Here is a 25,001-nt window from a genome sequence, read left to right as displayed (position 1 = left end):
ACGGTTTCCCGCTCGTGACAACCAGGAAAGTCTATTACATCCGCGAGGAGAATTCTTCGACCGTGGCCGCCGAGGCGGCCTGCACGTCTTCGGTCGACGGCCCAGGAGGTGCGACGAAGGCCGCGCGCCGGTAGTAGGCGAGCTCGCGGATCGATTCGAGGATGTCGGCGAGGGCGCGGTGGCCACCGGCCTTGGTGGGCGCGTTGAAGTAGATGCGGGGGAACCAGCGGCGGGCGAGCTCCTTGATCGACGAGACATCGACGCTGCGGTAGTGCAGCCAGCCGTCGACCCGCGGCATGTACTTCGCGAGGAACGAGCGGTCGGTGCCGATGGTGTTGCCCGCGAGCGGCGCCTGCCCCGACGTCGGGATGAAGCGCTGGATGTACTCGAGCACCTTGAACTCGGCGTCGGCGAGGCTCACCCCGTGAGGGATCTCGTCGAGCAGCCCCGAGTCGGTGTGCATCGCGGTGACGACCTCGTTCATGTTGTCGAGCGCCGACTGGTCGGGGCGGATCACGATCGTGAAACCGGGGTCGACGGGCACGAGGTCGTAGTCGGTGATGACGACCGCCACCTCGACGAGTTCGTCGACGGCGAGGTCGAGACCCGTCATTTCGCAATCGATCCAGACGAGTCTTTCAGAACCATTGGCCACCCCCGGAGTCTACCGGCGTGCTCCGACGCCGGCTGTGGGGAGGGTCTTCTGTAGCCTGAACCGGTGATCACGACCGCCGCCGTCCTCATGCTCGTCGCCGGGATCTGGAGCGGGGTGGTGTGGCCGCCGTTCCTGCGCCGCGTCATCCGCGACCCGCGGTCGCGCGACGAGAGCGGCAGGGCGACGAAGTTCTTGACCGTGCACATCGTGCTCGTGAGCGTCTCGCTCGTTCTGGCGCTCGCCCTCGTTCTCATGGGCGTCGCGCTGCTCGTGGGGGAACGGTGACCCTTGTCAGTGCGCCGTCGTCGCGCCGCGTCTCATCAGCCGTGAGACGCCCGTCACCACGGCGACGATGACGAGTCCCCAGACGAGGCCGAGGATCGCGAAGAGCACGGTCTCGACGATCCACGAGACGACCGGGCCGACGGCTTCGATCGCATGCGTGACGGCGTGCACGACGTCGTAGAGCCCCGCCCACAGGGTCGCGGCGAGGTTCTCGATCACGATGTGCCCGCCGACCCACAGCATCGCCACCGTGCCGACGATGCTGATGACCCGGAACACGGCGGGCATGGCGGCGACCACGCGGGCTCCGGCGCGACGGGTCGACCGCCGCGGCGACTTCATCAGGCCCAATCCGACGTCGTCGATCTTGACGAGGAGAGCGACGGCGCCGTAGACGAGCGCAGTCAGGGCGAGGCCGATGAGCAGCAGCACGATGAGCGTCATCCAGATGCTGAGACCGGGGTCGAGGTTGGCGAGGGCGATGAGCATGATCTCGGCGCTGAGGATGAGGTCGGTGCGGACGGCTCCCAGTACGAGTTTCCTCTCGTCGCGCGGCCCCTCGTCCTCTGCGGAACCGTGATGGAAGCCGAACCATTCGAGCACCTTCTCGGCGCCCTCGAAGCAGAGGAACGAGCCGCCGATCACCAGCAGGAACGGCAGCGCCCACGGCGCGAAGGCGGTGAGCAGCAGCGCGATCGGGGTGATGATCACGAACTTGTTGACGAGGCTGCCGAGCGCGATCTTGAACACGACCGGCAGCTCGCGCGCCGGCGTGATGCCCTGCACGTACTGCGGCGTGACGGCGGCGTCGTCGATCACCACCCCGGCGGTCTTCGCGCTCGCCTTGACGGCGGCGGTGAGGATGTCATCGACGACGGCGAGCAGACCGACCGACATGTGCGCACTCCAGGGCTGATGGTCGAGGCCGGGCGGCCGCCGAGAAGGAGCCCGTAGCGAGGTTAGCGGGCGGAGGTCCGTTGCGGGCTGAGCAGCGCTAGTCGAGGAGCGTCACGCCGAAACCGGCGACGACGCTCCGCACTTCGGCGAGGTACCGCTGGGCCTGCTCGGTGAGGGGGATCGAGGAGTGGCCGATCCAGCCGATCTCGATGCGCTCGTCGACGTCGAGCGGCACCGCGACGATCTCCGGATCGAGGTCGTCGCTGATGATGCCGGTCGAGATCGTGTAGCCGTCGAGTCCGATCATCAGGTTGAAGATGGTCGCCCGGTCCGAGACCCGGATCTCGCGCTTGCTCGACAGGGTGGAGAGGATCTCCTCCGCGAAGTAGAACGAGTTGTTGGTGCCCTGGTCGAAGGTGAGGCGCGGCAGCTCGGCGAGGTCGGCCAGCGTCGCGCGCTTCGCCGAGGCGAGCGGGTTCTTGCGGGAGATGAAGATGTGCGGCTCGGCCAGGAAGAGCGGGTGGAACGCGAGCCCCGAATCCCGCAGCAGCTTGTCGATCACGCTGCGGTTGAAGTCGTTGCGGTAGAGGATGCCCAGCTCGCTGCGGAGGGTGCGGACGTCTTCGATGATCTCCCAGGTGCGGGTCTCGCGCAGCGAGAGCTCGTACCCCTCGGCCTCGGTTGCTCTCACCATGCGGACGAAAGCGTCGACCGCGAACGAGTAGTGCTGGGTGGACACCCCCAGCAATCGTCGGGACGGCGGCCGATCAAGATAGCGCTGCTCGAGCAGCTCGACCTGCTCGACGACCTGCCGGGCGTAGCCGAGGAACTCCGCGCCGTCGGTCGTCAGAGTCACCCCGCGAGCGGAGCGGACCAGCAGATCGCGGCCCACGCGCGTCTCGAGATCCCGCATCGCCGCCGACATGGTCGGCTGCGCGACGTAGAGCAGGTCGGCCGCGGCGGTGATCGACCCCGCGGCGGCGACCTCGATGAAGTAGCTGAGCTGCTGCAGCGTGACGCCGCCCGACCTCCGAGTCATAGGCGAAGGCTATATGACGACATAGTTACGGCTAGTTACCCGATACCAGTCGATCGCCAGCACTATGGAGCCACCGACGTAACGAGGCCACCCCGGCCGATTAGACACCGGATTGGCCGACCATGGCGAACGAGTTCACCTATCGCATCACCACCACCGCTTTCGACGAGGACTACGCGCCGTCGGAGAGCTCGCGGGCCACCACGAACTTCGCCAACCTCGCCCGCGGAGATCAGCGTCAGGAGAACCTCCGCAACGCTCTGACGATGATCGATCGACGCTTCAACGACCTTGCCCGGGAGGACAATCCGGACGGCGACCGGTACGCCGTCGAGCTCGAGATCGTCTCCGTGGAACTGCGTTTCGACGCAGAGGGCGAGGATCGCGAGTTCCCCCTGATCGAGGTGCTCGACGTCGAGATCGTCGACCGCGCCACAGGGGAGCATCATCCTGGAATCGTCGGCAACAACTTCTCCTCCTATGTCCGCGACTACGACTTCAGCGTCCTGCTGCCATCGGTGAGCGGCGGCGCCGGGCCCTCGATCCCCGACGATTTCGGGGATCTGCACGGCAAGCTGTTCCAACACTTCCTCGACTCGGACGCGTACCGCGAACGCTTCGCCGCCTCGCCCGTCATCTGCATCAGCGTCTCGACGAGCAGGACCTACCGCCAGACGGAGCACCGCCACCCGGTCCTCGGCGTCGAGTACGTGCAGGACGGCGACGCCTCGCTGACCGACGCGTACTTCGGGCGGATGGGGCTGCAGGTCCGCTACTTCATGCCGCCGGGCGGCAAGGCGCCGCTCGCCTTGTACTTCCGGGGCGACCTGCTGAGCGACTACTCGGACCTGCAGCTCATCGGCACCATCAGCACGATGGAGTCGTTCCAAAAGATCTACCGGCCCGAGATTTACAACGCCAATTCGGCAGCCGCGAGCATCTATCGGCCGAGTCTCACCCAGCAGGACTACTCGCTCACCAAGATCATCTACGACCGCGAGGAGCGGAGCCGGCTCGCGGTCACGCAGGGCGCGTTCACCGACGAGCACTTCATCACGCCGCACGGGGACGTGCTGCGGCGGTGGGCCGCCGACTACTCAGCGGCCGTCCGTTGACCCCGACCGACCGTCCGACTCCCGCCCGCTTCCCGACCCGAGGAACTTCGAGCATGCCTCCTCTTCTTCCCACCTCGACCGCCGGCAGCCTTCCGAAGCCCTCGTGGCTCGCGGAGCCCGAGAAGCTCTGGTCTCCCTGGAAGCTCGACGGGGATGCGCTCGTCGAAGGCAAGCAGGATGCTCTGCGCATCGCCGTGCAGGAGCAGCGAGTGCGCGGCATCGACATCGTGAGCGATGGCGAGCAGACCCGGCAGCACTTCGTGACGACGTTCATCGAGCACCTCAGCGGGGTCGACTTCGAGCAGCGGGAGACGGTGCGCATCCGCGACCGGTACGACGCGAGCGTGCCGACCGTCGTCGGTGCCGTCGGGCGGGACAGGCCCGTCTTCGTCGATGACGCGAAGTTCCTCCGCGCCCAGACCGACCAGCCGATCAAATGGGCGCTGCCCGGACCGATGACGATGATCGACACGCTCTACGACCGGCACTACAAGAGCCGCGAGAAACTGGCGTGGGAGTTCGCGACGATCCTCAACGAGGAGGCGCGGGAGCTCGAGGCGGCGGGCGTCGACATCATCCAGTTCGACGAGCCCGCGTTCAACGTCTTCCACGACGACGTGCGCGACTGGGGGGTCGCAACCCTGGAGCGGGCGGCCGAAGGCCTGCGGGCCGAGACTGCGGTGCACATCTGCTACGGCTACGGGATCAAGGCCAACACCGACTGGAAGGCGACCCTCGGGGCGGAGTGGCGGCAGTACGAGCAGTCGTTCCCGCTGCTGCAGCGGTCGAGCATCGACATCGTGTCGCTCGAATGCCAGCACTCCCATGTGCCGATGGATCTGATCGAGCTCATCCGCGGCAAGAAAGTCATGCTCGGAGCCATCGACGTGGCGACCGAGGCGGTCGAGACGCCTGACGAGGTCGCCGACACCCTCCGCAGGGCACTCGAGTTCGTCGACGCCGACAAGCTCATCCCGAGCACCAACTGCGGCATGGCTCCGTTGCCGAGGAACGTCGCGCTCGGCAAGCTGACCGCTCTGAGTGCGGGTGCCGAGATCGTGCGCGGAGAGCTCGCGGCGGTCTGAGCTCCGTCCCGGGCACGCCGAAAGGCCGCCGGCACGAAGGTGCCGACGGCCTCTCGGTAGAATCGGGAACCGCGCCCCGATAGCTCAATGGATAGAGCAACGGCCTTCTAATCCGTAGGTTGCAGGTTCGAGTCCTGCTCGGGGCACTCAGGCCTCGCGCAGGGCCTCGGCCGGCGGTATGCGGCTCGCGCGCACTCCGGGGGCGAGCGACGCGATGGCGCCGAAGGCCAGGCCGCCTGCGATCACTGCGAGCAGGAACGGCGGCGGCACGCTCGGCAGTTGGAACGACTGCGATCCGAGCACCGAGTTCGCGCCGACGAAGCCGTAGCCGATGCCCAGGGCGAGTCCGACGACGATGCCGACCGCCGAGATGAGCAGGCTCTCGGCCAGCAGCATTCCGCGCGACTGACGGGTCGTGAGCCCGAGGGCGCGCAGCACTCCGAGTTCGCGTCGCCGCTGCAGCACCGACATCGACAAGGTGCTGCCGAGGCCGATCGCGGCGACGATCACCGAGAACGAGGTCAACACGTACACGGCGGTGAGCAACCCGTCGATGACCTCCGACACCCCGGCCGCCTCGTCGCCGAGGTAGTCGCGCGTCGAGGCGATGAACATCTGACCGGCGACCGTGAACATGGTCAGCAGGGTGACGCCGATCACCATCGCGAGAACGGTTCGCGCGGTGCGGACCGGGTCGTGGCGGAGGTTCGCTCCGGCGAGCCGTGCGGCCGCGCCGCGCGGCATCAGCCGAGCGCCGAGGGCGAGTACCGGCGGCAGCAGCACCGGTGCTCCGACGATCACGCCGATGATCGACAGCACCCCGCCGGGGAAGGCGACGAGGATGCCGAACGGCGACACCGCTCCGACGGCGACCCCGAGCAGCAGCAGACCGGTGCCGAGCGCGAAGAGCACGATGCCGACGACGACGCGGACCCGCGACGCCCGCTCCGGGATGCGTTGCCCTTCGGGCATCGAGCGTCCCGCCTCGCCCGGAGCGACGCGTGAGACGGTGCGCGATCCCGCGTAGGACGCGCCGATGGTCGCCAGCAGCGAGCCAAGCAGCGGCACGAGCACGATCTGCGGCTCGATCAGGAATGCGAGTTCTGCGCCGGCCGACGCATTGATCGCGGAGATGCCGGCGATGCTCAGCAGAGCGCCCGCGGCGATGCCGAGCACGGCGCCGGCGAGACCGACCGCGGCGCCGTCGAGCAGCGATGTGCGGCGCACCTGAGCGCCGGTCGCGCCGACGAGGCGCAACAGCGCGATGTCGCGCACCCTACCGGCGTAGACCATCGAGAACGTGTTGCTGATGACGATCGCGGCGACGAGCACGGCGATGCCGAGGAAGACGACCCCGACGCTCAGGAGGCCCGCCTGCACCGATTCGACCCCGTCGAATCCGGCCTGACGCAGTGCAGCGCCGAAGACCGCGATCGTCTCGAGGAGCAGCACGGCGAACGCCGAGACGACCGCGACCACGGCGACGCTCGCCGAGTAGCGTCCGGCCGATTCGCGCAGTTCGCGAAGAGCCCAGATCTTCATCGGATGCTCCCCTCGAGCATGCGCTCCGCGATCTGCTCGGCGGTGCCGCCATCCCAGTCGTCGACGATGCGGCCGTCTGCCATGCGCACGATGCGGTCGGCGGTGCTCGCGGCGACGGGGTCGTGAGTGACGAGCACGACGGTCTGCCCCCATTCGGCCGACGCGGTGCGGAGGAGGTCGAGCACGTCGCGGCTCGACGCGCTGTCGAGGCTTCCGGTCGGTTCGTCGGCGAACAGCACGTCGGGTCGGGTCGCGAGGGCCCGCGCGATCGCGACCCTCTGCTGCTGGCCGCCCGACAGCTGCTGCGGGCGGTGCGTGACCCGCTCGCGCAGGCCGAGCCGGTCGACGAGCAGCTGGATCCAGGCTTCCGTGTCGCGATCGACGGAGCGGCCGGCGAGCAGGAAGGGCAGCCGGATGTTCTCGAGGGCGTCGAGGGCGGGCAGCAGGTTGAACGACTGGAAGACGAAGCCCATCCGGGTGCGGCGGAGGCGGGTGAGCTGCTCGTCGCCCATCGCGCTGATGACCTCGTCGCCGAGCAGCACCCGACCCTCGGTCGGCGGCTCGAGCCCCGCCATCACCTGCAGGAGCGTCGACTTGCCCGACCCGGACTGCCCCATGATGGCGGTGACGCGGCCGCGGCTGATCTCGAGGTCGACGCCGCGGAGGGCGTGCACGGCGCCGTCCCCGGATCCGAAGACCTTGGTGACGCCGACGGCGGACGCGGCGGAGAGGGCTGGTGTGTTGTTCGGCATGCCCTCAACGCTACGAACGGCCTGCCGCCGTCGAATCGGCCCGGCGGGCGAGATCGGCGCCCACTGACCGGCGCGATGTCATCCCTTCGGATGAGATGAACTCGGCCCGACCACGCCGGCCTCGTAGGCGACCACGACCGCCTGCACCCGGTCGCGGGCGCCGAGCTTGGTGAGGATGTGCGCGACATGCGTCTTCACCGTCGCCTCGGAGAGGAAGAGGTCGGAGGCGATCTCGGCGTTCGATCGCGCCGCGGCGATCAGCAGGAACACGTCGCGCTCCCGCTCGGTGAGGGTGGCGACGAGGCGTGCGGCGTCGCTCACCACCGCGGGCTCTGCGGCGATGAGCGGGGCGACGTGGTCGAGCAGCCTGCGGGTCATCGAGGGGGCGATGACGGCGTCGCCACGCGCGACGGTGCGAACGGCCTCGAGCAGCTGCTCCGGACGCGCGTCCTTCAACAGGAAGCCGCTCGCGCCGACCCGGATGGCGGCGAGCACGTACTCGTCCAGGTCGAACGTGGTGAGCATGACCACTTTGGGTCCGTCGGCGCGCCCGTCGAGCAGTCGCCGCGTCGCTTCGAGGCCATCGACGCGCGGCATGCGGACATCCATGAGCACTACGTCGACGGGTGTCCGGGTCAGAATGTCGAGCGCTTCCTGCCCGTCGGACGCCTCGACGGCCACCGTCATGTCGGGCTGCGACGCGATCAGCATCGAGAGCCCGCCGCGCACGAGGGCTTGGTCGTCGACCACCGCCACTCGGATGGTGGGGGTCTCGCTGTGCGCTTCCGTCATGTTCCGAGCTCCCGTTCGTAGGGCAGCGACGCCCGCACCGAGACCCCGCCGGCGGGCGACTCACCGACCGCGAGTCCTCCGCCGTAGAGCGCGAGTCGCTCGCGCATGCCGTGGAGGCCGTGTCCGGGGTCGTGCTGCTCTGCGGCCATGCCGCGCCCGTTGTCCGACACGCTGACGACGACCTCTCGGGCGCCCCACGCGAGGTCAACCTCCGCATGAGCGCCGCCACCGGCATGCTTCAGCACGTTGGTGAGCGATTCCTGGATCACCCGGTAGAGCACGAGCTCGGCACCCATCGGCAGCTCTGGTCGATTCCGCTCGCCCGATGTGGTGAAGCGCACCGCGAGCCCCGAGGCGCGCACGGCGTCGAGCAGCGCGGGGATCTCGGCGACCCGCGGCGACGGCGCCGTCGGGGCGTCCTCGTCGGCGCGGAAGACGCCGAGCAGGCGCCGCATGTCGGAGAGCGAGGTGCGGGCGGTCTCGGCGATCGCCTCGAGCGCGGGCAGCACCGGACCCGCGGCGGGCGGTGCCGCGTACCGTGCGCCGTCGGCCTGCGTGACGATGATCGAGAGCGAGTGCGCGACGATGTCGTGCATCTCGCGAGCGATGTGCGCGCGCTCGTCGGCGGCGGCGAGCTTCAGTTCGCGGTCGCGTTCCCGCTCGATCCGATCCGCGCGGTCGGCGAGCGCGGCGCGCTCGACCCGGCGTGAGCGGGTCTGGTCGCCGGTCAACCACGCCACTCCCACGAGCGACCAGCCGAGCACGGTGAAGATCACGAGGCCGATCCAGGGGTGGCCGCCCTGGCTGGAGAAGCCGGAGGTGCGGATCGCCAGCAGGAGGATGCCGACGAGCGCGAGCGCCAACCCGCCGCGGGACGCCCATCGCGGCGCGTAGCCGGCGAGGGCGGCGATGATGATCAGCACCGCCACCTGACCGGCGACGATCTCGACGTCCCAGATCAGCTGGATCAGGCACGGCACCAGCATGACGGCGGCGGCGATGACCGGATGGGTGCGGCGCCAGAACAGCGGCACCACGAGCGCGAGCTCGATGGCGAGCACGAAGAGCTCGCCGGGAGCATCCGGCGAGCCGGTGACGATGGAGACCGCCGCGACGATGAGGTACGGCATCCCGGTGAAGAACAGCACCGCACTCGCGATGACCGCGTCGACGAGGCGGGGATGCGCTGCGAGGAAGCGGTAGAACGCGCCCGTCGAGGCGGAGGCGGCCCCTGAGGCGGCGACGGGCTTCTCGGTCACGACTGGCGAGCCTAGCCGCGGGGTCTCGAGCGCAGATCGGCCGCAGGGATGAGATCGGTCGCGGCCCGTATACCGCGACCGATCGGATCAGGCGTCGCCGAGAGCGATCGCCTGGGCCTCGACGCGAGGAGGCTCGACGCCGCCATTCACTCGGGCGAGCGCGCGGCGCGAGAGCAGGACGACGAGGGTGGCGGCCAGCACGGCGACGGCGGCGACGAAGTACGGCGTGGAGGCGGCCACGGTGTCGGCGAGGAGGGTGGCGAGCGGTGGGGCGACGGCGCCGCCGATGAACCGCACCGCGGAGTACGAGGACGACGCCACTGACCGCGGCAGGTCCGTCGCCTCCATCACGCTCTCGGTCAGCACCGTGTTGAGGACGCCGAGCACGAGTCCGCCCACCACGACCGCCACGACCAGCGCGGCGGGGGAGGCGATCGCGAAGGCCGCGAACACGAGGTCGAGTGCGAGCACGAGCAGCGCGATGGCGATCACCGTCGTCCGCGGCAACCGGCTCGTGAGGATCGGCGCGACCCACACCGAGGTGATGGCGAGTCCGACGCCCCAACCGAAGAAGGTGAAGCCGATGCCGAGCGCGTCGAAGCCGAGCGGGAACGGCGTGTAGGCCAGCAGGATGAAGAACCCGATGTTGTAGAGGAACGCCGTCGCGGCCAGCGCGGCCAGCGCGGGCTGGCGCAGTGCCCGGAACGGGGCGGTGAACGGGATCGGGGTGGGCTTCTCGGTCTTCTCGCTTCGCAGCAGGGTGAGGATCGCGATGAAGCCGACCGCCATCAGCGCTGCGGTGCCGAAGAACGGGCCGCGCCAGCTGATGCTGCCGAGCAGCCCGCCGAGCAGCGGACCGATGGCGATGCCGAGACCGAGCGCCGCTTCGTAGAGGATGATCGCCGACGCGGTCCCACCGGTGGCGACGCCGACGATGGTGGCGAGTGCGGTGGAGATGAACAGGGCGTTGCCGAGTCCCCATCCGGCGCGGAAGCCGATCACCATCTCCACGTTGCCGCTGAGTGCTGCCAGCGCGGCGAACAGGACGATGAGGGCGAGTCCGACCAGCAGGGTGCGCTTCGCGCCGATGCGGGACGAGACCCAGCTCGTCACGAGCATGGCGAGACCGGTGATCAGCAGGTAGCTCGTGAACAGCAGTTCCGTCTCGGTCGGTGTCGCGTCGAGATCCGCCGCGATCTTCGGGAGGATCGGGTCGACGAGTCCGATGCCCATGAAGGCGACCACGCTTGCGAACGCGACCGCCCACACGGTGCGGGGCTGACGGAAGATCTGCGAGGACGAGGCGCCGGCGCTCACGCCGCGACCGCCTGGCTGACGAGGCGGCTCTGCAGGATCGCGGCGGCGTCGCGCAACGTGCTCCACTCGCCGGCGGTCAGGTCGTCGAACAGCGGCTCGGCGGCCTGCGTGACGCGCACGCGCCAGTCGGCGAGCTTCTGCCGGCCCTTCGGGGAGATGTCGATCAGCCACGAGCGGGCGTCCTCGACGTCGGCGATGCGCAGCACCCAGTCGTCGGAGGCGAGGTTCTGCACGATCTTCGTCATGGTGGGCTGCGCGACCCGGCTCGCGGTGGCGAGCTGACCGAGGCGCATGGGGCCGTCCTGCGTGAGGATCGACAGGGTCCGCCAGACGGCGGGGGAGGTCTGGTCTCCGGTGCTCTGCGTCGCGACGCGAGTGAGACGGTAGGCCGAGACGATGAGGGATTCGATGGTGTCGTTTGTCTCGTTCACGAACGACAATCATAGCTCAGCTATATAGCCGAGCTATGTGTGCTCGCGCAGAGCGAACCGGCAGGTCTATTGGTCGCGAAGGAGGCCGCCCGCGGCCGTCGCCATGCGACAGGAACTTCTGATGCGCCAGTGCGGCGGATCGGCGACTCATGTCATTTCGCGACGGCCGTGGACGGCCTCCTCAATGACCGGGACGCGGCTTTGCCCGCCCGTTGAGCGAAGCGATACGAAGGATCGTGCCTTCACTGGTCGCTGAGGAGGCCGCTCGCGGCCGTCGCGATGCGACGCAACTGTGCGGTCGCTGCTCCGGCGGATCTGCGACCTCTGTCATTTCGCGACGGCCGTGGACGGCCTCCTCAATGACCGGGATTCGACTCTCTCCGCCCGCCCCGCGAAGCGATACGAAGGAGCCGTAGCGGTTGCCTGCGTATCGCCGCGCTCAACGGGCGCCGCTTTCACTGGTCGCTGAGGAGGCCGCTCGCGGCCGTCGCGATGCGACGCAACTGTGCGGTCCGCTGCTCTGGCGGGTCTGGGACCTCTGTCATTTCGCGACGGCCGTGGACGGCCTCCTCAATGACCGGGACGCGACTTTGCCCGCCTGTTGAGCGAAGCGATACGAAGGAGCGTGCCTTCACTGGTCGCTGAGGAGGCCGCTCGCGGCCGTCGCGATGCGACTCGACTTCGCGGTGCGCTGCTTTGGCGAATCTGCAACCGCGTCATTTCGCGACGGCCGTGGACGGCCTTCTCCATGACCAGGGATGCGATCCCGCAAAGAGAAGAGGACGGCGATCGCTCGCCGTCCTCTGCTGCGTTCTCCGCGCGCGGAGCTCGTTTCCTCTCAGGCTTCTGGGGCCTCGTTGCGGCGTCGCACAGTGCTCGCCGACACCGGGGGAGCGTAGGAGTCGTCGGTGGGAGCCTCGACCTGGCCGGGCTCGTCGTCGTGGTCGGAACGGGACTCGGTGACCACCGGAACCGACGGCCTCGACGGGGGAGTGGTGGACTCCGTCGACGGGGCCGGCGTGCTCGCCGCCGGCTGCTCGGCGGCACTCGGGGCGGTCGCGAGGAGCGGGCTCGGGGGAGTGTCGGCGGCCGCCGGCGCCGGGGTGAACTTCTGCGCGTGCTGCTGGGCGACCCAGGCGTCCTGCTGCTCCTGCAGCTCGCGGTCCTCGCGGGAGGTCTCCGTGTTCCAGCGCTCGAGGTCGCTTTCGAAGATCTTGCGGGCGCGGCGCGGGTGCTGCTGCCAGTCGAGCAGGCGGTCGCGGAACTCGGCGAGCGGCGCGTCGAACTGCACCGAGTAGGTGGCGGACGCGCGCTTGAACTGGCGGATCTCGTGGCCAGCCCAGTTCGCGGCGACCGAAGCGCCCGCGATGGGCAGCAGACGCAGCTGCACATCGGCCGACGAGGCGGAACGGTCGGCCAGCGCCTGCTCGTGCGGGGTGAGCGAGTTCCAGGTGGACGCCTGACGGGCGGCGTCGACGAGGCTGCTGACCGCGGCGGCCTTCAGCTCGCGATCACGGCTGCTGATGAGCCGCTTCATGCCACCCCGAGCGACCGCTCCGGCGACCAGCGCGGCGACGATGATGGCGACGAACGGGACCACCGCCCCGAGGATCACCCGCTCACCCGAGTCCGAATAGAACCAGTCCACGAAGTCGTTCCACCACTGCATGCCCCGGACTATACCTCTCGAGTCGGCCGGGACTCAGGAGAACCGCAGGCACTCGAGCGCTTCGGAGAACGACCGGAAATCGCCGAGGGTGAAGAAGGAACGGCGGTCGTTGCCGAGTCGCTTCGCCACGTAGGCGCCGCCCTTGCCGACGTCGGGCTGCTCGACGTAGCCGAGCACCGACCCGTCGGCGCGGGTGACCCGCCAGAGACCGTTGTTGAGCTGCGTGAAGCCGAGCCCTGCGGCGGCCCGGCCGATGACGGGGTGCGAGGAACGGCTGGCGGTGCTGAGCGTTGACACGGGGTGGCTCCTCGAGCGGGATCGGATTCTTCTCGTGTGATCCGGTACTCGAGGACGCTACGACCAGCCTCCGACACGCTCGCGCCGTGGCGGATCCGTCGGCGGCGGGAGCGCGAGATCCGCGTCGACGGCGGTGCCGGGGCGTGCCGTCTGGGCGAGCACGATGCCCGCGATCACCGCCGCGCCGCCGAGCAGCTGCAGCAGATCGAGCGACTCGCCGAGCAGCAACCATGCTGCCGCGAAGGCGAACACGACCTCGGCTGACGCGAGCACTCCACCGCGGGTCGCGCCGAGTGTGCGCAGGGCGAGGAAGCTCAGCACGAACGGGGCGAACGAGCCGAGGGCGACGATCCAGATGAGCGCGACCCACACGGGCGGCTCGACTCCGGGCACGCCCTCGAGCGCGACGCTCCTGCCGAAGACCGCGGGGTCGATTTCCCACCAGCCGCTGAACAGGCTCCAGAACACCGCGGCCGTGAGCATCGACCAGAACCCCACCGCCAGCGGCGACGACGACCGGACGCCGCGTTCGCCGACGATGAAGTAGACGGCGAGCGCCACCGCGGCCAGCACGGCGAAGATTAACCCGAGCGCGTCGAGGCGCGAATCCCAGACCTGCGCGACCACGGCGAGCCCCGCGAGCATGAGTGCGATCCCCGCCCAGAGACGCGGTCGGATCCGCTCGCGGAAGAGCACGAGGGCCGCCAACGCGACGAGCGGCACGCCCAGGTACTCGATCATCAGCGCGATGCCGACCGGCAGCCGCGAGATCGCCATGGCGTAGAGCCACTGCACACCCGCGACCCCGATGAGACCGAGCACGGCGAACCCGAGCAGGGATCGGCGGTCGGGGCGGAATCCTCGGCGATCGACGATGAGGAGCGCCACAGCGCAGAGTACGGCCGCGCCGATCGATCGGAAGAAGGTGAGCTGCGCCGCCGTGATGCCGGCCTCGATCGCGACCTTCGCGACACTTCCGTTGATCCCGAACAGGATCGCCGAGAGAACCGCCCAGACGTAGCCCACTCGGGTCAGACCGTGCCGTCCACCGCGTACGGCTCGATCGCCGCGAGCTCGTCGTCCGTGAGCGCGGGAGCGTCGAGCGCCTTCAGGTTCTCATCGAGCTGCTCGGGGCTCGAGGCCCCGATGAGGGCCGAGGTGACGGCCTTCTGCCGCAGCACCCACGAGAGGGCGAGCTGCGCGAGGCTCTGGCCGCGGCCCTTCGCGATCTCATCGAGGGCGCGGGCGCGCGAGAGATACGTGTCGTCGAGCGCGTCCTCCGACAGGAAGCGGCTCGTCGCGGCGCGCGAATCGGAGGGCACCGTGCCGTCGAGGTACCGGTTCGTGAGCATGCCCTGCGCGAGCGGCGAGAAGACGATCGATCCGACGCCGTGCTTCTCGAGCACGGGGAACAGTCCGCGCTCGATGTGACGGTCGAACATCGAGTAGCGGGGCTGGTGGATGAGGAGGTGGATGCCGTGCGCGTCGAGCGCCTCGACCATCGCCTCGGTCTGCTCGGGCGAGTAGTTCGAGATGCCGACGTACAACGCCTTGCCGCTGGTGACCGCCGAGGCGAGAGCGCCCGCCGTCTCCTCGATCGGCGTTTCGGGGTCGGGACGGTGGTGGTAGAAGATGTCGACGTAGTCGAGGCCCATGCGGCCGAGGCTCGCGTCGAGCGAGGACAGCAGGTACTTGCGGGAGCCCCAGTCTCCGTACGGGCCGTCCCACATGTCGTAGCCGGCCTTGGTCGAGATGACGAGCTCGTCGCGGTAGGACGCGAAGTCGGTGGCGAGCGCGCGTCCGAAGTTCGTCTCGGCCGATCCGGGAGGCGGGCCGTAGTTGTTGGCGAGGTCGAAGTGGGTCACCCCGCGGTCGAAGGCGCGACGCAGGATCGCCCGCTGCGAGCCGCTGCTGCGCTCGTCGCCGAAGTTGTGCCACAGTCCGAGCGACAGCGGCGGGAGGAGCAGTCCGCTGCGGCCGGTACGGCGGTAGTCGAGGGTCGAATAACGGTCATCGGCGGCGACGTAGCTCACCCGCCCGATCCTAGTGACGCCGCGGAATGCCGCGCACGTTCCATCGGTTGTCATAGATGTGCGCTCGGCTATCGTGGCCGATCGAAGCGAGGCCTCTACGAGAGGCCGTTATCCCAAGGAGTTCCCATGGAGACTTTCGTTCTCGCCGGTGGTTGTTTCTGGTGTCTCGACGCGGTCTACCGCGACCTGCAGGGCGTCTCCGAGGTGGTGTCGGGTTACACCGGCGGTGCCGTGCCGAACCCGTCGTACGAGCTGGTCTGCACCGGCACGACCGGGCACGCCGAGGCCGTCGCGGTCACCTTCGACCCCGACGTCATCCCGCGCGAGGTCATCCTCGACGTGTTCTTCACCCTGCACGACCCGCGCCAGCTGAACCGTCAGGGCAACGACGTCGGCACCCAGTACCGATCGGCGATGTACTACGCGAACGACGAGCAGAAGGCGCTCTTCGAGGCCGCGGCCGAGCGCGCCGCCGACTGGTGGGACGGTCCCATCGTCACCCAGATCGAGCCGCTCGGAGAGTACTTCGACGCCGAGGAGTACCACCAGGACTTCTTCGCGAAGAACCCGAACCAGGGCTACTGCTTGGCGGTCGCTGTGCCGAAGGTGAACAAGGTCCGTAAGTCCTACGCCGAGTACATCAAGGCGGCGTAGCCTTTCGAGTCTGACGACGTCGTCGGCTCTTCGCGGGCGGCGTCCAGTCCGACTCGAGGAGGAGTGGCGATGACTGAGGCACAGACCGAGATCCGCAAGACCTGGGTGGCGTTCGGTGAGAACGGCGCGATCGCGTCGATCCACCGCACCGATGACGGGTTCGAGGTGCGGCGACTCGACCGCGACGGCTCGTCGAGCGTCTACGAGACGCTCGAGATCGCCAAGCGAGCGGTCACCGCCCACCGCGGATCCGATGTGACCTTCGAAGAGCACTGAGGTTCTCTTCGCCTTGAACGCCCCGCCGATCCGGCGGGGCGTTCGTCGTCTCCGAGGGGATGCCGCCGTGCGTCGGTACCGCACGCGCTGATCCTCCCCAGGTCGCGAATCGCGGTCGGACTGCACCGATGCCCGATATCGCCGGCAGGGCGGGGCAGCCGGCGTGGATCATCGACGTGCTCCCCGATGTCCGGCGGCACCGGCACGTCGTCGGACGTCGGGGAGACCACCGCACCACATCGAGAAACGAGGACCCTGATGACCGATCACATCTCCGCGACCGGACGCGTCGCGACGGCACCACGCCGGATCGAGGTGGGCGACAGCGGGTCGTTCGTCTCGTTCCGCATGGCGACGAACAGCAGCCGCTACGACGAGAAGGCCGGGCGGTGGGTCGACCTCGGCACCAACTGGTACTCCGTCAAGGCGTGGCGGGGGCTCGGCGACAACGCCATGGATTCCCTCAAGGTCGGCGAGCAGATCGTCGTGAGGGGAAGGCTCGAGCAGCGGACGTGGCGCGACGATGCGGGAGCGGAGCGGCTCGATGTGACCATCACGGCCGACGCGCTGGGGCACGACCTGCGGCGGGGGACCACCGTGCTGAGTCCGACCTCAACGAGCTCCGGCGGTTCCAGCGGTGACGCGCCGAACGGTGAGACGGCCGACGGTCGGCGCGGCGGCGAGGCGCAGCCGGTGACGGCGGGGTGGGCGTCGCCCGGAACCGATGAGGAATTACCGTTCTGAGACCGTGGGCCGGGACGCGCGCAGCGGATGACTCCACTGGCGGGCACACTGAATCGCGTGCGGTGACGCGCGGAACCCTCGCGTGCTCGACCCTTCGCGCGACGTGCGCCGCCTAGACTCGGGAGCGCTCGCTGCACGTCGAAGGGTTCGGGGGAAGATGCGCACCGGTCGATCACGCGTGCTGTTCGCGTCCGTCTTCGCGCCCGCGCTCGTGCTGTCGGTGCTCGCCGGCTGCGCGATCGCCGACGAGCCCGAACCGACCGAGTCGTCGTCCAAGGCTCCGACACCGACCGCCACTCCGACCGTGGCTCCGACCTTCTCGCCCACGGCAGGGGCCGAGGGCAACCGCGAGTACTTCGACTACGTCAACCAGGCGACGCTCGCGCAGAACGCGGGTGCCGACGGACGCACCTTCATCGACTCGCTCGTCGCCGCCGGCTTCGACAAGGCCTCCATGGAGCTCACCGCCGACCGCACCGCCGTCGACCTGCAGGCCGACAGCATCCAGTTCTCGGTGCGGTTCGCGGACGGCTGCCTGATCGGGCAGAGCGGGCAGGTCACCGGGTACGTCTCCCAGACGCGGAACCTGCTGAGCACCGGCCGGTGCCTGATCGGCGAGACGCGCCCCATCGACTGGTGAGCGGCCCGGTCGACTGCTCAGACGCCGGCGCTCGCGCCGAATAGGATTGACCAATGGCCGAATACATTTACTCGATGGTGCGCGCCCGCAAGGCGGTCGGCGACAAGCTCATCCTCGACGACGTCACCATGTCGTTCCTCCCCGGCGCGAAGATCGGAGTCGTCGGCCCGAACGGTGCCGGTAAGTCGACCATCCTGCGCATCATGGCGGGGCTCGACACCCCGAGCAACGGCGAGGCGCGGCTGAGCCCCGGCTACACCGTCGGCATCCTCATGCAGGAGCCCCAGCTCGACGAGTCGAAGACCGTGCTCGAGAACGTCCAGGAGGGCGTCGGCGAGATCAAGGGCAAGATCGACCGGTTCAACGAGATCTCCGCGCTGATGGCCGAGCCCGACGCCGACTTCGACGCCCTGCTCGCCGAGATGGGCACCCTCCAGGAGGCCATCGACGCCGCCGACGCGTGGGACCTCGACTCGCAGCTCGAGCAGGCGATGGACGCGCTGCGCACCCCGCCGGGCGACTCGCCCGTCACGAACCTCTCCGGCGGTGAGAAGCGCCGGGTCGCGCTCACGAAGCTGCTGCTGCAGAAGCCCGACCTGCTGCTCCTCGACGAGCCCACCAACCACCTCGACGCCGAGAGCGTGCTCTGGCTCGAGCAGTTCCTGTCGAAGTACCCGGGCGCCGTGCTCGCCGTCACCCACGACCGGTACTTCCTCGACAACGTGGCCGAGTGGATCGCCGAGGTCGACCGCGGTCACCTCTACCCCTACGAGGGCAACTACTCCACCTACCTCGAGAAGAAGCGTGCGCGCCTCGAGGTGCAGGGCAAGAAGGACGCGAAGCTCGCGAAGCGCCTCAGCACCGAGCTCGACTGGGTGCGCAGCAACGCGAAGGGCCGCCAGGCGAAGTCGAAGGCGCGTCTGTCGCGCTACGAGGAGATGGCGGCCGAGGCCGAGAAGACGAGGGTGCTCGACTTCGAGGAGATCACGATCCCCGTCGGTCCCCGACTCGGGTCGCAGGTCATCGACGCGAAGAAGCTGCACAAGGCGTTCGGCGAGCGCGTCCTCATCGACGACCTCAGCTTCACTCTGCCGCGCAACGGCATCGTCGGCGTCATCGGCCCGAACGGTGTCGGAAAGACGACCCTGTTCAAGACCATCGTCGGTCTCGAGCCGCTCGACTCGGGCGACCTGAAGATCGGCGAGACGGTCGACATCTCGTACGTCGACCAGAGCCGCGGCGGCATCGACCCGAACAAGAACCTGTGGGAGGTCGTCTCCGACGGGCTCGACTACATCCAGGTCGGCAAGCAGGAGATCCCCTCGCGGGCCTACGTGTCGCAGTTCGGCTTCAAGGGCCCCGACCAGCAGAAGAAGGCCGGCGTGCTCTCGGGTGGTGAGCGCAATCGCCTGAACCTCGCGCTGACCCTGAAGCAGGGCGGCAACCTGCTGCTCCTCGACGAGCCGACCAACGACCTCGACGTCGAAACCCTCGGCAGCCTCGAGAACGCTCTGCTCGAGTACCCGGGCTGCGCCGTGGTCATCACGCACGACCGGTGGTTCCTCGACCGGATCGCAACCCACATCCTCGCCTACGAGGGCACCCCGGAAGACCCGGCCAACTGGTACTGGTTCGAGGGCAACTTCGCCGCCTACGAGGAGAACAAGATCGAGCGCCTCGGCCCCGAGGCCGCGAAGCCGAGCCGCGTCACCTACCGCAAGCTCACCCGCGACTGAGGGAGGGCTGGGCCCCACGTCGCACGGTTGCGGCGAGGGATCCGGGCGAGCGCGCACGTTGCGGCGGGCCCCAGCTGCCGCAACGTGCGCGCCACCCTCTGGGATCCGATAATGCGGGCTTGCACGCACGTTCCGGCGGGCACACAAACCCGGAACGTGCGTTCTCGCTCGCCGAAGCAGGAGGATGAACTATGCGACTCACGGTTCCGATCAAGCTGCGCTGGTCCGACTTCGACGCCTACCAGCACGTCAACAACGCCGAGCTGCTACGCATCCTCGAAGAGGCCCGCATCGAGGCGTTCTGGACGCGGGATGACGGATCATCCGCCGGCACCGCCATCCTCGATGGTCGGCCGGGCGCCGACAGCATGACGCTGATCGCGCGACAGGAGGTCGAGTACCTCGCGCCCATCCCGTACTCCCGTGCTCCGCTCGCGATCGAACTGTGGATCGGACACCTCGGCGGCGCGAGCCTCAAGCTCTGCTACGAGATCTTCTCGCCCGATGGCGTCGAGCCGCGGGTGCTGTTCGCGAAGGCGGCGACCACTCTCGTGATGGTCGACTCGACCACCGGCAAGCCGCGTCGCATCGACGACGCGCAGCGCGCCGCCTGGGAGCCGTACATCGAGGCGCCCATCGAGTTCAGCCGCCGCTGACGTCGGCCGACGAAACGGCGAAGGGCCCGGACACTCGCGTGTCCGGGCCCTTCTGTCGTCTGCTGGCGCGTCAGCCCTGGCGGGCGGTGATGCGCGGGTTCCGCTTGTTGATGACGAACACGCGGCCGCGGCGGCGTACCACCTGCGATCCGGGGATCTTCTTCAACGAGCTGATCGAGTTGCGAACCTTCATGGTTTCCTCGCTTCCATCCCATATAACGCCGAACCGTGCAGAAATCTTCCCAAGTCGGTGCGCTCCGAGCGGTGTGCGCGGATCAGGATCGACCCACCCAGAACACGGCGTGTCGCGCCCGAAGACTCCTGATCGGCGCACCATCTCCTGATCCGTGCACAATCTCCTGATCCGTGTACCACCGGTGTCGGAGGGCCGGCGTTCGGGGACGCCGCGGTTGAGGTGCCAGGGCCCTGGTCAGTCGCGGGGGAGGCGGACCATGCCCTCCTGGGCGACGCTCGCGACCAGCACTCCGTCGCGGCGGTAGATGCGGCCGAGCGACAGGCCTCGGCCGCCGCTCGCGCTCGGCGACTCCTGCACGTACAGCAGCCAGTCATCGACGCGGGCGAACCGGTGCCACCACATCGCGTGATCGAGGCTCGCCATCTTGAGTCCCGCCGTCACCCAGGCGACCCCGTGCCGCCGCAGGATGGACTCGAGGATCGTGTAGTCGCTCGCGTACGCCAGCGCGGCACGGTGCAGGTTCGGATCGTCGGGCAGGGCGTCGAGCGCCTTGAACCACACCGCCTGATGAGCGACGTGATCGCCGTCCACCTTGAGGTACACGGGCGACGGGGCGTGGCGCATGTCGAACGGCCGCCGCGTCGCCCAGAACCGGGCGACGGGATGGTCGAGTCCGCCGAGCACCTCGGCCGCGGTCGGCAGATCCTCGGGTGCCGGCACGTCGGGCATGTCGATCTGGTGGTCGAGCCCGTCGTCCTCGATCTGGAACGAGGCGATCATCGACAGGATCGGCTGGCCGTCCTGGTACGCCTGCGTGCGGCGGGTTGAGAACGAGCGCCCGTCGTGGATGCGGTCGACCGCGAAGGTGATGGGCTGCTCGATGTCGCCGGGACGCAGGAAGTAGCCGTGCATGGAGTGGACGACGCGGTCGGCGTCGACGGTGCGGATCGCCGCCGTGATCGACTGCGCGAGCACCTGACCGCCGAACACCCGCCGCTGCGGAGTCCACTCGGAGGGGCCGGTGAAGATGTCCTCATTGGTGCGCGCGCCGGTGTCGACGAGATCGAGTGAGGAGAGCATCGAGGAGATGGGATCCTGCACGCCAGGTCCTTCCGTTCGGCCGTCGGTCCGAACAGGGAACAGACCCGGTGGTCAGCTAGTTTAGAGGGGCAGATGAGCCGTTCATTCTCCCTCCTCGACTCCCCGTCCGTCGGCGACCTCGCGACCTATCTCGGTCGCGCGGGCCGCGTCGAAGACGGGTCCGTCCGCATGATCGCGGGCTCCGGCGTGCTCGCCGTGTACACGGCGATCTTCTACCCGTCCGGGTTGCTCGATGAGAGCCCCACCGTGCTCGGGCTGCGCACCATGGCGCTCGACGGGCGGGATGCGGACTTCGATGTCGTCGTCCCCGTCCGATCGCTCGTCGAACGGCTGAAGCGCGCCGAGTCGCAGGGACCCGCGGAGGGCCCGGTGACCATCTCGCTGCCGATCGAGGTGAGCACCGTGACGTGGGCCGGGATCTCGCCCCCGCGCGGAGGCTGGAAGAAGGTCGACGAGACGACGGGCGCCGTGTTCGAGTCCGCAGCGCGCGCAGGCATCGACGAGGTCGCCGCCGCGATCCCGTCCGGAACCGGCGAGCAGATCGTGCACCGCGTGCGCTCCGAGGTGTGGGGCAGGCCCATCCCCGAGATCGAGCATCTGCCCGCCGGCGTGGGTTTCGCCGCGTACAGCCTGGGCTTCATCGGCGACCCCGACGAGGTCATCCCGATCTACGAGTCGGGGCCGTGGTCGAGGGTCTCGTCGAAGCGCGGACACGTTCTCGTCCGTCGTCGGGCCTGGTCGCTGCTCGGCTGACACTCGCGCTTCTCGGCACCGCCGGGTCGACGGGACGAACGGCCGCTTCGGTCGATCCGCCCTGTCGCTCAGGCGTCGGCGAGCACGGTGGCGAGCGCCCGGCGCGCCCACTCCGACTTCTCCGGCTCGGGGGAGTCGAGCGTGATCAGCGCCTTCCACAGTGCCCATCCGCGCGCGCGGTCGACCATCGCGGCGTCGTCGGCGACGCGGTCGAGGAACGCCATGCGGGACGACGCGTCGAACTCGTTCCACGCGATGACGAGGTCGCACGCCGGGTCCCCGACCCCGCTCGTGCCGAAGTCGATGACGGCGGCCAGATCGCCCGAGTCGGCGACGAGCAGGTTGCCCGTCGCGATGTCGCCGTGGAACCAGCGGCGCGGGCCCGTATAGGGGTTTAGCGTCGCGCGGGACCAGATCGCGAGTGCGCGCTCGCGATCCTCCTCTCCGAGACGGTGCGCGGCGGCGAGCGTCTCGCGCTCGTACACGCGCAGGTCCGCACCGCGGTGGAAGGAGTGAGCGCCGGCCACAGGTCCCCCCGCGCTCGGGATGGAGTGCAGCGCCGACAGGAAACCGGCGAGCGCGTCGCGGAATCCGATCGACGAGCGGATCGCTTCGCTCACCGGAATGCGTCCGGGCAGCCAATCGCGGACCGACCAGGCGAACGGATATCCCTCACCCGGTGCTCCGACCGCGACGACCGACGGGATTGGGAGCGGCAGTAGGGGCGCCAGCACGGGCAGCCACCGCGCCTCCTTCTCGACGGCGGCCGCGTATCGGGCCGCGCTCGGCAGCCGCACGGAGAGATCGGCGCCGAGCCGGAACGTCCGGTTGTCCCAGCCGCCCGGCACGACTGCGGCGACCGGCAGTGCCGACCACTGCGGGAACTGGGCCGCGATCAGCCGTCGCACGAGGGCGACGTCGATGGGCGGAACGGCGGCGTCCGTCACCGGTCCGCGGCGGCCCGGCCGGCGATCCGTCCCGAGAACAGGCAGCCGCCCAGGAAGGTGCCCTCGAGCGACCGGTAGCCGTGGACCCCTCCGCCCCCGAAGCCCGCGACCTCGCCCGCCGCGAACAGGCCGGGGATCGGCTGCCCGTCGGTACCAAGCGCCCGCGACGACAGGTCGGTCTCGATGCCGCCGAGGCTCTTGCGGGTGAGGATGTGCAGCTTCACCGCGATGAGCGGACCCGCCTTCGTGTCGAGCAGCTTGTGCGGGGTCGCGACGCGGATCAGGCGGTCGCCGCGGTACTTCCGGGCGTTGCGGATCGCGTGGATCTGCGCATCCTTCGTGAACTCGTTGTCCATCTCGCGGTCACGGGCGAGAACCTCTCGCTCGACCTGGGCGCGGTCGATCGGATGCTCGGGGGTGAGCCGCTGCATCCCGTCGATCAGGTCGTCGAGGGTGTCGGCGACGACGAAGTCCTCGCCGCGTTCGACGAAGGCCTGCACCGGCGCCGGGGCGCCGGGGGCGACCCGCTTCGCGAGGAGACGCAGGTCCTTGCCGGTGAGATCCGGGTTCTGCTCGCTGCCCGACAGGGCGAACTCCTTCTCGACGATCTTCCGCGTCAGGACGAACCAGCTGTGCGAGTGCCCGTTGCGGGTCAGATGATCGAGCGTTGCGAGCGTGTCGAAACCGGGGAAGAGGGGAGCGGGCAGGCGGCGCCCGGTCGGGTCGAGCCACAGCGACGACGGCCCCGGCAGGATCCTGATGCCGTGCATCGGCCACACCGACGAGTGGTTGGCGATGCCCTCGACGTAATGCCACATGCGGTCGCCGTTGATGACGCGCGCGCCCGCGTCCTGCGCGATCTCGAGCCCGCGTCCATCGACCGACGCCGGCACACCCGACAGCAGCTCCGACGGAGCGGCGCCCAGCCGCTCGGGCCAGGAGTTGCGAACCAGGTCGTGGTCGCCGCCGATTCCGCCGGTGGTGAGCACGACGGCGGGGGCGCGGAATTCGAACTCGCCGACCGTGTCGCGACTGCTCGAGACGCCCCGCTCCACGCTGCTCGGCGCGAGGACGGCGCCGCGCACGCCGATGACCGCCCCGCTCTCGACGAGGAGCTCGTCGACGCGGTGGCGGGACCGGATGGTCGCGAGGCCCGCCTCCGCGGCGGCGCGGACCCGCGCTTCGAAGGGCGCCACGATGCCGGGCCCGGTGCCCCAGGTGATGTGGAAGCGCGGCACCGAGTTGCCGTGGGCGGTCGCCGTCTGGCCGCCGCGCTCCGCCCACCCGACGATCGGGAACCAGCGCACCCCCATCTCGTGCAGCCACGCCCGCTTCTCGCCGGCGGCGAAGTCGAGGTAGGCCTCTGCCCACTCGCGGGGCCAGTGATCCTCGGGGCGGTCGAAGCCCGCCGAGGCGAACCAGTCCTGCCGGGCGAGTTCGAGGCTGTCCTTCACGCCCATGCGGCGCTGCTCGGGGGAGTCGACGAGGAAGAGTCCACCGAACGACCACCACGCCTGTCCGCCGAGCGCGCCCTCCGGCTCCTGGTCGACGATCGCGACGCGGCGCCCCGCGGCGATCAGCTCGGCGGCGGCGGCGAGTCCCGCCAGCCCCGCTCCCACCACGATGGCGTCGAATTCCAGCGCATCCGCGATACCCGTCACGTGACCTCCTCGTCACGGGACACCCTATTGCGGCGCGGGGTCAGTCCTCGAAGGTGTTCACCATCGCGTGCGCCGCGCGCTCGAGGTACGCCCAGAGGGTCGCGTCCTGAAGCGGCGGGAGGTCGAGGCTGTCGACCGCCACTCGCATGTGCCTCAGCCAGCGGTCGCGCTGATCGGGATTGATGCGGAAGACGTTGTGCCGCATGCGAAGTCGGGGATGCCCACGCTGCTGGCTGTAGGTGGTCGGCCCGCCCCAGTACTGCTCGAGGAAGCCGGTGAGGCGCTGGATCGCCGGCTCGAGGTCCTTCTCCGGGTACAGCGAGAGGAGCACCGGATCGGACGCGACACCCCGGTAGAACTCGCGCACGAGCTTCTCGAACGTCGGCCGGCCGCCGATCTGGTCGTAGAAGTTGCCGCCCACCGCGTCGCCTCCGGGAGAGGAGCGCAACGTCATCGGGGTCGCTCCCGA

The 25,001-nt window shown here is 69.3% G+C and carries 28 protein-coding genes and 1 tRNA gene; 11 read left to right on the top strand and 18 right to left on the bottom strand.

Annotated elements, in window-relative coordinates:
* Nucleotides 1-34: 34 nt before the first annotated feature.
* Entirely contained in the window at nucleotides 35-655 is a 621-nt protein-coding gene (orn, locus tag NGH83_RS10195) for an oligoribonuclease (protein WP_251856147.1), read from the bottom strand.
* A 63-nt stretch (nucleotides 656-718) separates the two neighbouring features.
* Between orn and NGH83_RS10190 the strand changes: the two genes are divergently transcribed.
* On the top strand, nucleotides 719-940 hold the full coding sequence (locus NGH83_RS10190) for an SCO4848 family membrane protein (RefSeq protein WP_371872655.1): 222 nt from the start codon (nucleotides 719-721) through the stop codon (nucleotides 938-940).
* Between the two features lie 6 nt (nucleotides 941-946).
* Here NGH83_RS10190 and NGH83_RS10185 read toward each other — a convergent pair whose 3' ends face one another.
* Nucleotides 947-1,837 (bottom strand): DUF808 domain-containing protein, encoded by an 891-nt coding sequence (locus NGH83_RS10185; protein ID WP_251856146.1) that lies wholly within the window; start codon nucleotides 1,835-1,837, stop codon nucleotides 947-949.
* Nucleotides 1,838-1,934: 97 nt separating this feature from the next.
* A complete protein-coding gene (locus NGH83_RS10180) occupies nucleotides 1,935-2,876 on the bottom strand; it encodes a LysR family transcriptional regulator (RefSeq protein ID WP_251856145.1) in 942 nt (313 codons plus the stop codon).
* Between the two features lie 122 nt (nucleotides 2,877-2,998).
* Between NGH83_RS10180 and NGH83_RS10175 the strand changes: the two genes are divergently transcribed.
* The 3 genes from NGH83_RS10175 to NGH83_RS10165 all read left to right on the top strand — a co-directional run bounded on the left by NGH83_RS10175 (nucleotide 2,999) and on the right by NGH83_RS10165 (nucleotide 5,222).
* A complete protein-coding gene (locus NGH83_RS10175) occupies nucleotides 2,999-3,991 on the top strand; it encodes a putative oxygenase MesX (RefSeq protein ID WP_251856144.1) in 993 nt (330 codons plus the stop codon).
* 53 nt (nucleotides 3,992-4,044) lie between these two features.
* Entirely contained in the window at nucleotides 4,045-5,076 is a 1,032-nt protein-coding gene (locus NGH83_RS10170) for a methionine synthase (protein ID WP_251856143.1), read from the top strand.
* A 73-nt stretch (nucleotides 5,077-5,149) separates the two neighbouring features.
* A tRNA-Arg gene (locus NGH83_RS10165) sits at nucleotides 5,150-5,222 on the top strand.
* 1 nt (nucleotide 5,223) lies between these two features.
* On the opposite strand, the gene NGH83_RS10160 is transcribed toward NGH83_RS10165, so the two are convergent.
* The 10 genes from NGH83_RS10160 to mgrA form a co-directional block, all read right to left on the bottom strand.
* Nucleotides 5,224-6,618, bottom strand: coding sequence for an FtsX-like permease family protein (locus NGH83_RS10160; RefSeq protein ID WP_251856142.1), 1,395 nt, complete (start codon nucleotides 6,616-6,618; stop codon nucleotides 5,224-5,226).
* Nucleotides 6,615-7,370: an ABC transporter ATP-binding protein gene (locus tag NGH83_RS10155; RefSeq protein WP_251856141.1), complete on the bottom strand. Its 756-nt coding sequence runs from the start codon at nucleotides 7,368-7,370 to the stop codon at nucleotides 6,615-6,617. The genes NGH83_RS10160 and NGH83_RS10155 overlap by 4 nt, the downstream gene beginning before the upstream one ends.
* Nucleotides 7,371-7,448: 78 nt before the next feature.
* Nucleotides 7,449-8,162 (bottom strand): response regulator transcription factor, encoded by a 714-nt coding sequence (locus NGH83_RS10150; protein WP_251856140.1) that lies wholly within the window; start codon nucleotides 8,160-8,162, stop codon nucleotides 7,449-7,451.
* Nucleotides 8,159-9,421: a sensor histidine kinase gene (locus tag NGH83_RS10145; protein WP_251856139.1), complete on the bottom strand. Its 1,263-nt coding sequence runs from the start codon at nucleotides 9,419-9,421 to the stop codon at nucleotides 8,159-8,161. Before NGH83_RS10145 ends, NGH83_RS10150 begins: the two co-directional genes overlap by 4 nt.
* An 87-nt stretch (nucleotides 9,422-9,508) precedes the next feature.
* Complete coding sequence (locus tag NGH83_RS10140) at nucleotides 9,509-10,738, bottom strand: MFS transporter (protein ID WP_251856138.1); 1,230 nt, start codon at nucleotides 10,736-10,738, stop codon at nucleotides 9,509-9,511.
* Nucleotides 10,735-11,169, bottom strand: a complete 435-nt coding sequence (locus NGH83_RS10135; RefSeq protein ID WP_251856137.1) for a MarR family winged helix-turn-helix transcriptional regulator — start codon at nucleotides 11,167-11,169, stop codon at nucleotides 10,735-10,737. The genes NGH83_RS10140 and NGH83_RS10135 overlap by 4 nt, the downstream gene beginning before the upstream one ends.
* Nucleotides 11,170-12,007: 838 nt before the next feature.
* The gene (locus NGH83_RS10130) at nucleotides 12,008-12,838 is read right to left on the bottom strand and encodes a hypothetical protein (RefSeq protein WP_251856136.1); all 831 of its coding nucleotides are present in this window, start codon (nucleotides 12,836-12,838) and stop codon (nucleotides 12,008-12,010) included.
* Nucleotides 12,839-12,871: 33 nt separating this feature from the next.
* Nucleotides 12,872-13,135 (bottom strand): hypothetical protein, encoded by a 264-nt coding sequence (locus NGH83_RS10125; protein WP_251856135.1) that lies wholly within the window; start codon nucleotides 13,133-13,135, stop codon nucleotides 12,872-12,874.
* Between the two features lie 57 nt (nucleotides 13,136-13,192).
* Nucleotides 13,193-14,161, bottom strand: a complete 969-nt coding sequence (locus tag NGH83_RS10120; protein WP_251856134.1) for a DMT family transporter — start codon at nucleotides 14,159-14,161, stop codon at nucleotides 13,193-13,195.
* Nucleotides 14,162-14,166: 5 nt separating this feature from the next.
* A complete protein-coding gene (gene mgrA / locus NGH83_RS10115) occupies nucleotides 14,167-15,168 on the bottom strand; it encodes an L-glyceraldehyde 3-phosphate reductase (RefSeq protein ID WP_251856133.1) in 1,002 nt (333 codons plus the stop codon).
* Between the two features lie 126 nt (nucleotides 15,169-15,294).
* On the opposite strand from mgrA, the gene msrA reads away from it, so the two are divergent.
* From msrA to NGH83_RS10085, 6 genes are all read left to right on the top strand, one after another.
* A complete protein-coding gene (gene msrA, locus NGH83_RS10110; RefSeq protein ID WP_251856132.1) occupies nucleotides 15,295-15,822 on the top strand; it encodes a peptide-methionine (S)-S-oxide reductase MsrA in 528 nt (175 codons plus the stop codon).
* Between the two features lie 69 nt (nucleotides 15,823-15,891).
* Nucleotides 15,892-16,098 carry a hypothetical protein gene (locus NGH83_RS10105; protein ID WP_251856131.1) on the top strand — a complete coding sequence of 69 codons (207 nt, stop codon included), beginning with the start codon at nucleotides 15,892-15,894 and terminating at the stop codon, nucleotides 16,096-16,098.
* Nucleotides 16,099-16,356: 258 nt separating this feature from the next.
* Complete coding sequence (locus NGH83_RS10100) at nucleotides 16,357-16,842, top strand: single-stranded DNA-binding protein (protein WP_251856130.1); 486 nt, start codon at nucleotides 16,357-16,359, stop codon at nucleotides 16,840-16,842.
* A 178-nt stretch (nucleotides 16,843-17,020) separates the two neighbouring features.
* A complete protein-coding gene (locus tag NGH83_RS10095) occupies nucleotides 17,021-17,482 on the top strand; it encodes a hypothetical protein (protein WP_251856129.1) in 462 nt (153 codons plus the stop codon).
* Nucleotides 17,483-17,535: 53 nt separating this feature from the next.
* Nucleotides 17,536-19,218 (top strand): energy-dependent translational throttle protein EttA, encoded by a 1,683-nt coding sequence (ettA, locus tag NGH83_RS10090; protein ID WP_251856128.1) that lies wholly within the window; start codon nucleotides 17,536-17,538, stop codon nucleotides 19,216-19,218.
* Between the two features lie 191 nt (nucleotides 19,219-19,409).
* Nucleotides 19,410-19,874 carry a thioesterase family protein gene (locus NGH83_RS10085; RefSeq protein ID WP_251856127.1) on the top strand — a complete coding sequence of 155 codons (465 nt, stop codon included), beginning with the start codon at nucleotides 19,410-19,412 and terminating at the stop codon, nucleotides 19,872-19,874.
* 70 nt (nucleotides 19,875-19,944) lie between these two features.
* Here NGH83_RS10085 and NGH83_RS10080 read toward each other — a convergent pair whose 3' ends face one another.
* Nucleotides 19,945-20,067 carry a 50S ribosomal protein L36 gene (locus tag NGH83_RS10080; protein WP_251856126.1) on the bottom strand — a complete coding sequence of 41 codons (123 nt, stop codon included), beginning with the start codon at nucleotides 20,065-20,067 and terminating at the stop codon, nucleotides 19,945-19,947.
* A gap of 237 nt (nucleotides 20,068-20,304) precedes the next feature.
* Nucleotides 20,305-21,150: an acyl-CoA thioesterase II gene (locus NGH83_RS10075; RefSeq protein WP_251858506.1), complete on the bottom strand. Its 846-nt coding sequence runs from the start codon at nucleotides 21,148-21,150 to the stop codon at nucleotides 20,305-20,307.
* A 93-nt stretch (nucleotides 21,151-21,243) separates the two neighbouring features.
* Between NGH83_RS10075 and NGH83_RS10070 the strand changes: the two genes are divergently transcribed.
* On the top strand, nucleotides 21,244-21,924 hold the full coding sequence (locus tag NGH83_RS10070; RefSeq protein ID WP_251856125.1) for a hypothetical protein: 681 nt from the start codon (nucleotides 21,244-21,246) through the stop codon (nucleotides 21,922-21,924).
* Nucleotides 21,925-21,992: 68 nt separating this feature from the next.
* Here the strand turns inward: NGH83_RS10070 and NGH83_RS10065 are convergent, their stop codons facing one another.
* The 3 genes from NGH83_RS10065 to NGH83_RS10055 are packed head-to-tail and all read right to left on the bottom strand — an operon-like array spanning nucleotide 21,993 to nucleotide 24,986.
* Nucleotides 21,993-22,871 (bottom strand): aminoglycoside phosphotransferase family protein, encoded by an 879-nt coding sequence (locus NGH83_RS10065; protein ID WP_251856124.1) that lies wholly within the window; start codon nucleotides 22,869-22,871, stop codon nucleotides 21,993-21,995.
* Complete coding sequence (locus NGH83_RS10060) at nucleotides 22,868-24,532, bottom strand: FAD-binding dehydrogenase (protein ID WP_371872654.1); 1,665 nt, start codon at nucleotides 24,530-24,532, stop codon at nucleotides 22,868-22,870. The genes NGH83_RS10065 and NGH83_RS10060 overlap by 4 nt, the downstream gene beginning before the upstream one ends.
* Before the next feature lie 40 nt (nucleotides 24,533-24,572).
* Nucleotides 24,573-24,986, bottom strand: a complete 414-nt coding sequence (locus NGH83_RS10055; protein ID WP_305881796.1) for a globin — start codon at nucleotides 24,984-24,986, stop codon at nucleotides 24,573-24,575.
* Nucleotides 24,987-25,001 lie beyond the last annotated feature (15 nt).

Source organism: Herbiconiux sp. L3-i23 (assembly GCF_023734115.1).
Lineage (GTDB): Bacteria > Actinomycetota > Actinomycetes > Actinomycetales > Microbacteriaceae > Naasia.
The sequence above is the reverse complement of the archived record's forward strand: the minus strand, read 5'-3'. Positions and strand labels throughout refer to the sequence as shown.

Excerpts from the sequence above, each read along its gene's own strand:
- msrA (WP_251856132.1), top strand. The coding sequence starts at position 15,295 with ATGGAGACTTTCGTTCTCGCCGGTGGTTGTTTCTGGTGTCTCGACGCG.
- NGH83_RS10170 (WP_251856143.1), top strand. The coding sequence starts at position 4,045 with ATGCCTCCTCTTCTTCCCACCTCGACCGCCGGCAGCCTTCCGAAGCCC.
- NGH83_RS10080 (WP_251856126.1), bottom strand. The coding sequence starts at position 20,067 with ATGAAGGTTCGCAACTCGATCAGCTCGTTGAAGAAGATCCCCGGATCG.
- NGH83_RS10155 (WP_251856141.1), bottom strand. The coding sequence starts at position 7,370 with ATGCCGAACAACACACCAGCCCTCTCCGCCGCGTCCGCCGTCGGCGTC.
- NGH83_RS10070 (WP_251856125.1), top strand. The coding sequence starts at position 21,244 with ATGAGCCGTTCATTCTCCCTCCTCGACTCCCCGTCCGTCGGCGACCTC.
- NGH83_RS10075 (WP_251858506.1), bottom strand. The coding sequence starts at position 21,150 with ATGCTCTCCTCACTCGATCTCGTCGACACCGGCGCGCGCACCAATGAG.
- NGH83_RS10180 (WP_251856145.1), bottom strand. The coding sequence starts at position 2,876 with ATGACTCGGAGGTCGGGCGGCGTCACGCTGCAGCAGCTCAGCTACTTC.
- NGH83_RS10105 (WP_251856131.1), top strand. The coding sequence starts at position 15,892 with ATGACTGAGGCACAGACCGAGATCCGCAAGACCTGGGTGGCGTTCGGT.
- NGH83_RS10100 (WP_251856130.1), top strand. The coding sequence starts at position 16,357 with ATGACCGATCACATCTCCGCGACCGGACGCGTCGCGACGGCACCACGC.
- NGH83_RS10130 (WP_251856136.1), bottom strand. The coding sequence starts at position 12,838 with ATGCAGTGGTGGAACGACTTCGTGGACTGGTTCTATTCGGACTCGGGT.
- NGH83_RS10085 (WP_251856127.1), top strand. The coding sequence starts at position 19,410 with ATGCGACTCACGGTTCCGATCAAGCTGCGCTGGTCCGACTTCGACGCC.
- NGH83_RS10185 (WP_251856146.1), bottom strand. The coding sequence starts at position 1,837 with ATGTCGGTCGGTCTGCTCGCCGTCGTCGATGACATCCTCACCGCCGCC.
- NGH83_RS10055 (WP_305881796.1), bottom strand. The coding sequence starts at position 24,986 with ATGACGTTGCGCTCCTCTCCCGGAGGCGACGCGGTGGGCGGCAACTTC.
- NGH83_RS10175 (WP_251856144.1), top strand. The coding sequence starts at position 2,999 with ATGGCGAACGAGTTCACCTATCGCATCACCACCACCGCTTTCGACGAG.
- ettA (WP_251856128.1), top strand. The coding sequence starts at position 17,536 with ATGGCCGAATACATTTACTCGATGGTGCGCGCCCGCAAGGCGGTCGGC.
- NGH83_RS10160 (WP_251856142.1), bottom strand. The coding sequence starts at position 6,618 with ATGAAGATCTGGGCTCTTCGCGAACTGCGCGAATCGGCCGGACGCTAC.
- NGH83_RS10150 (WP_251856140.1), bottom strand. The coding sequence starts at position 8,162 with ATGACGGAAGCGCACAGCGAGACCCCCACCATCCGAGTGGCGGTGGTC.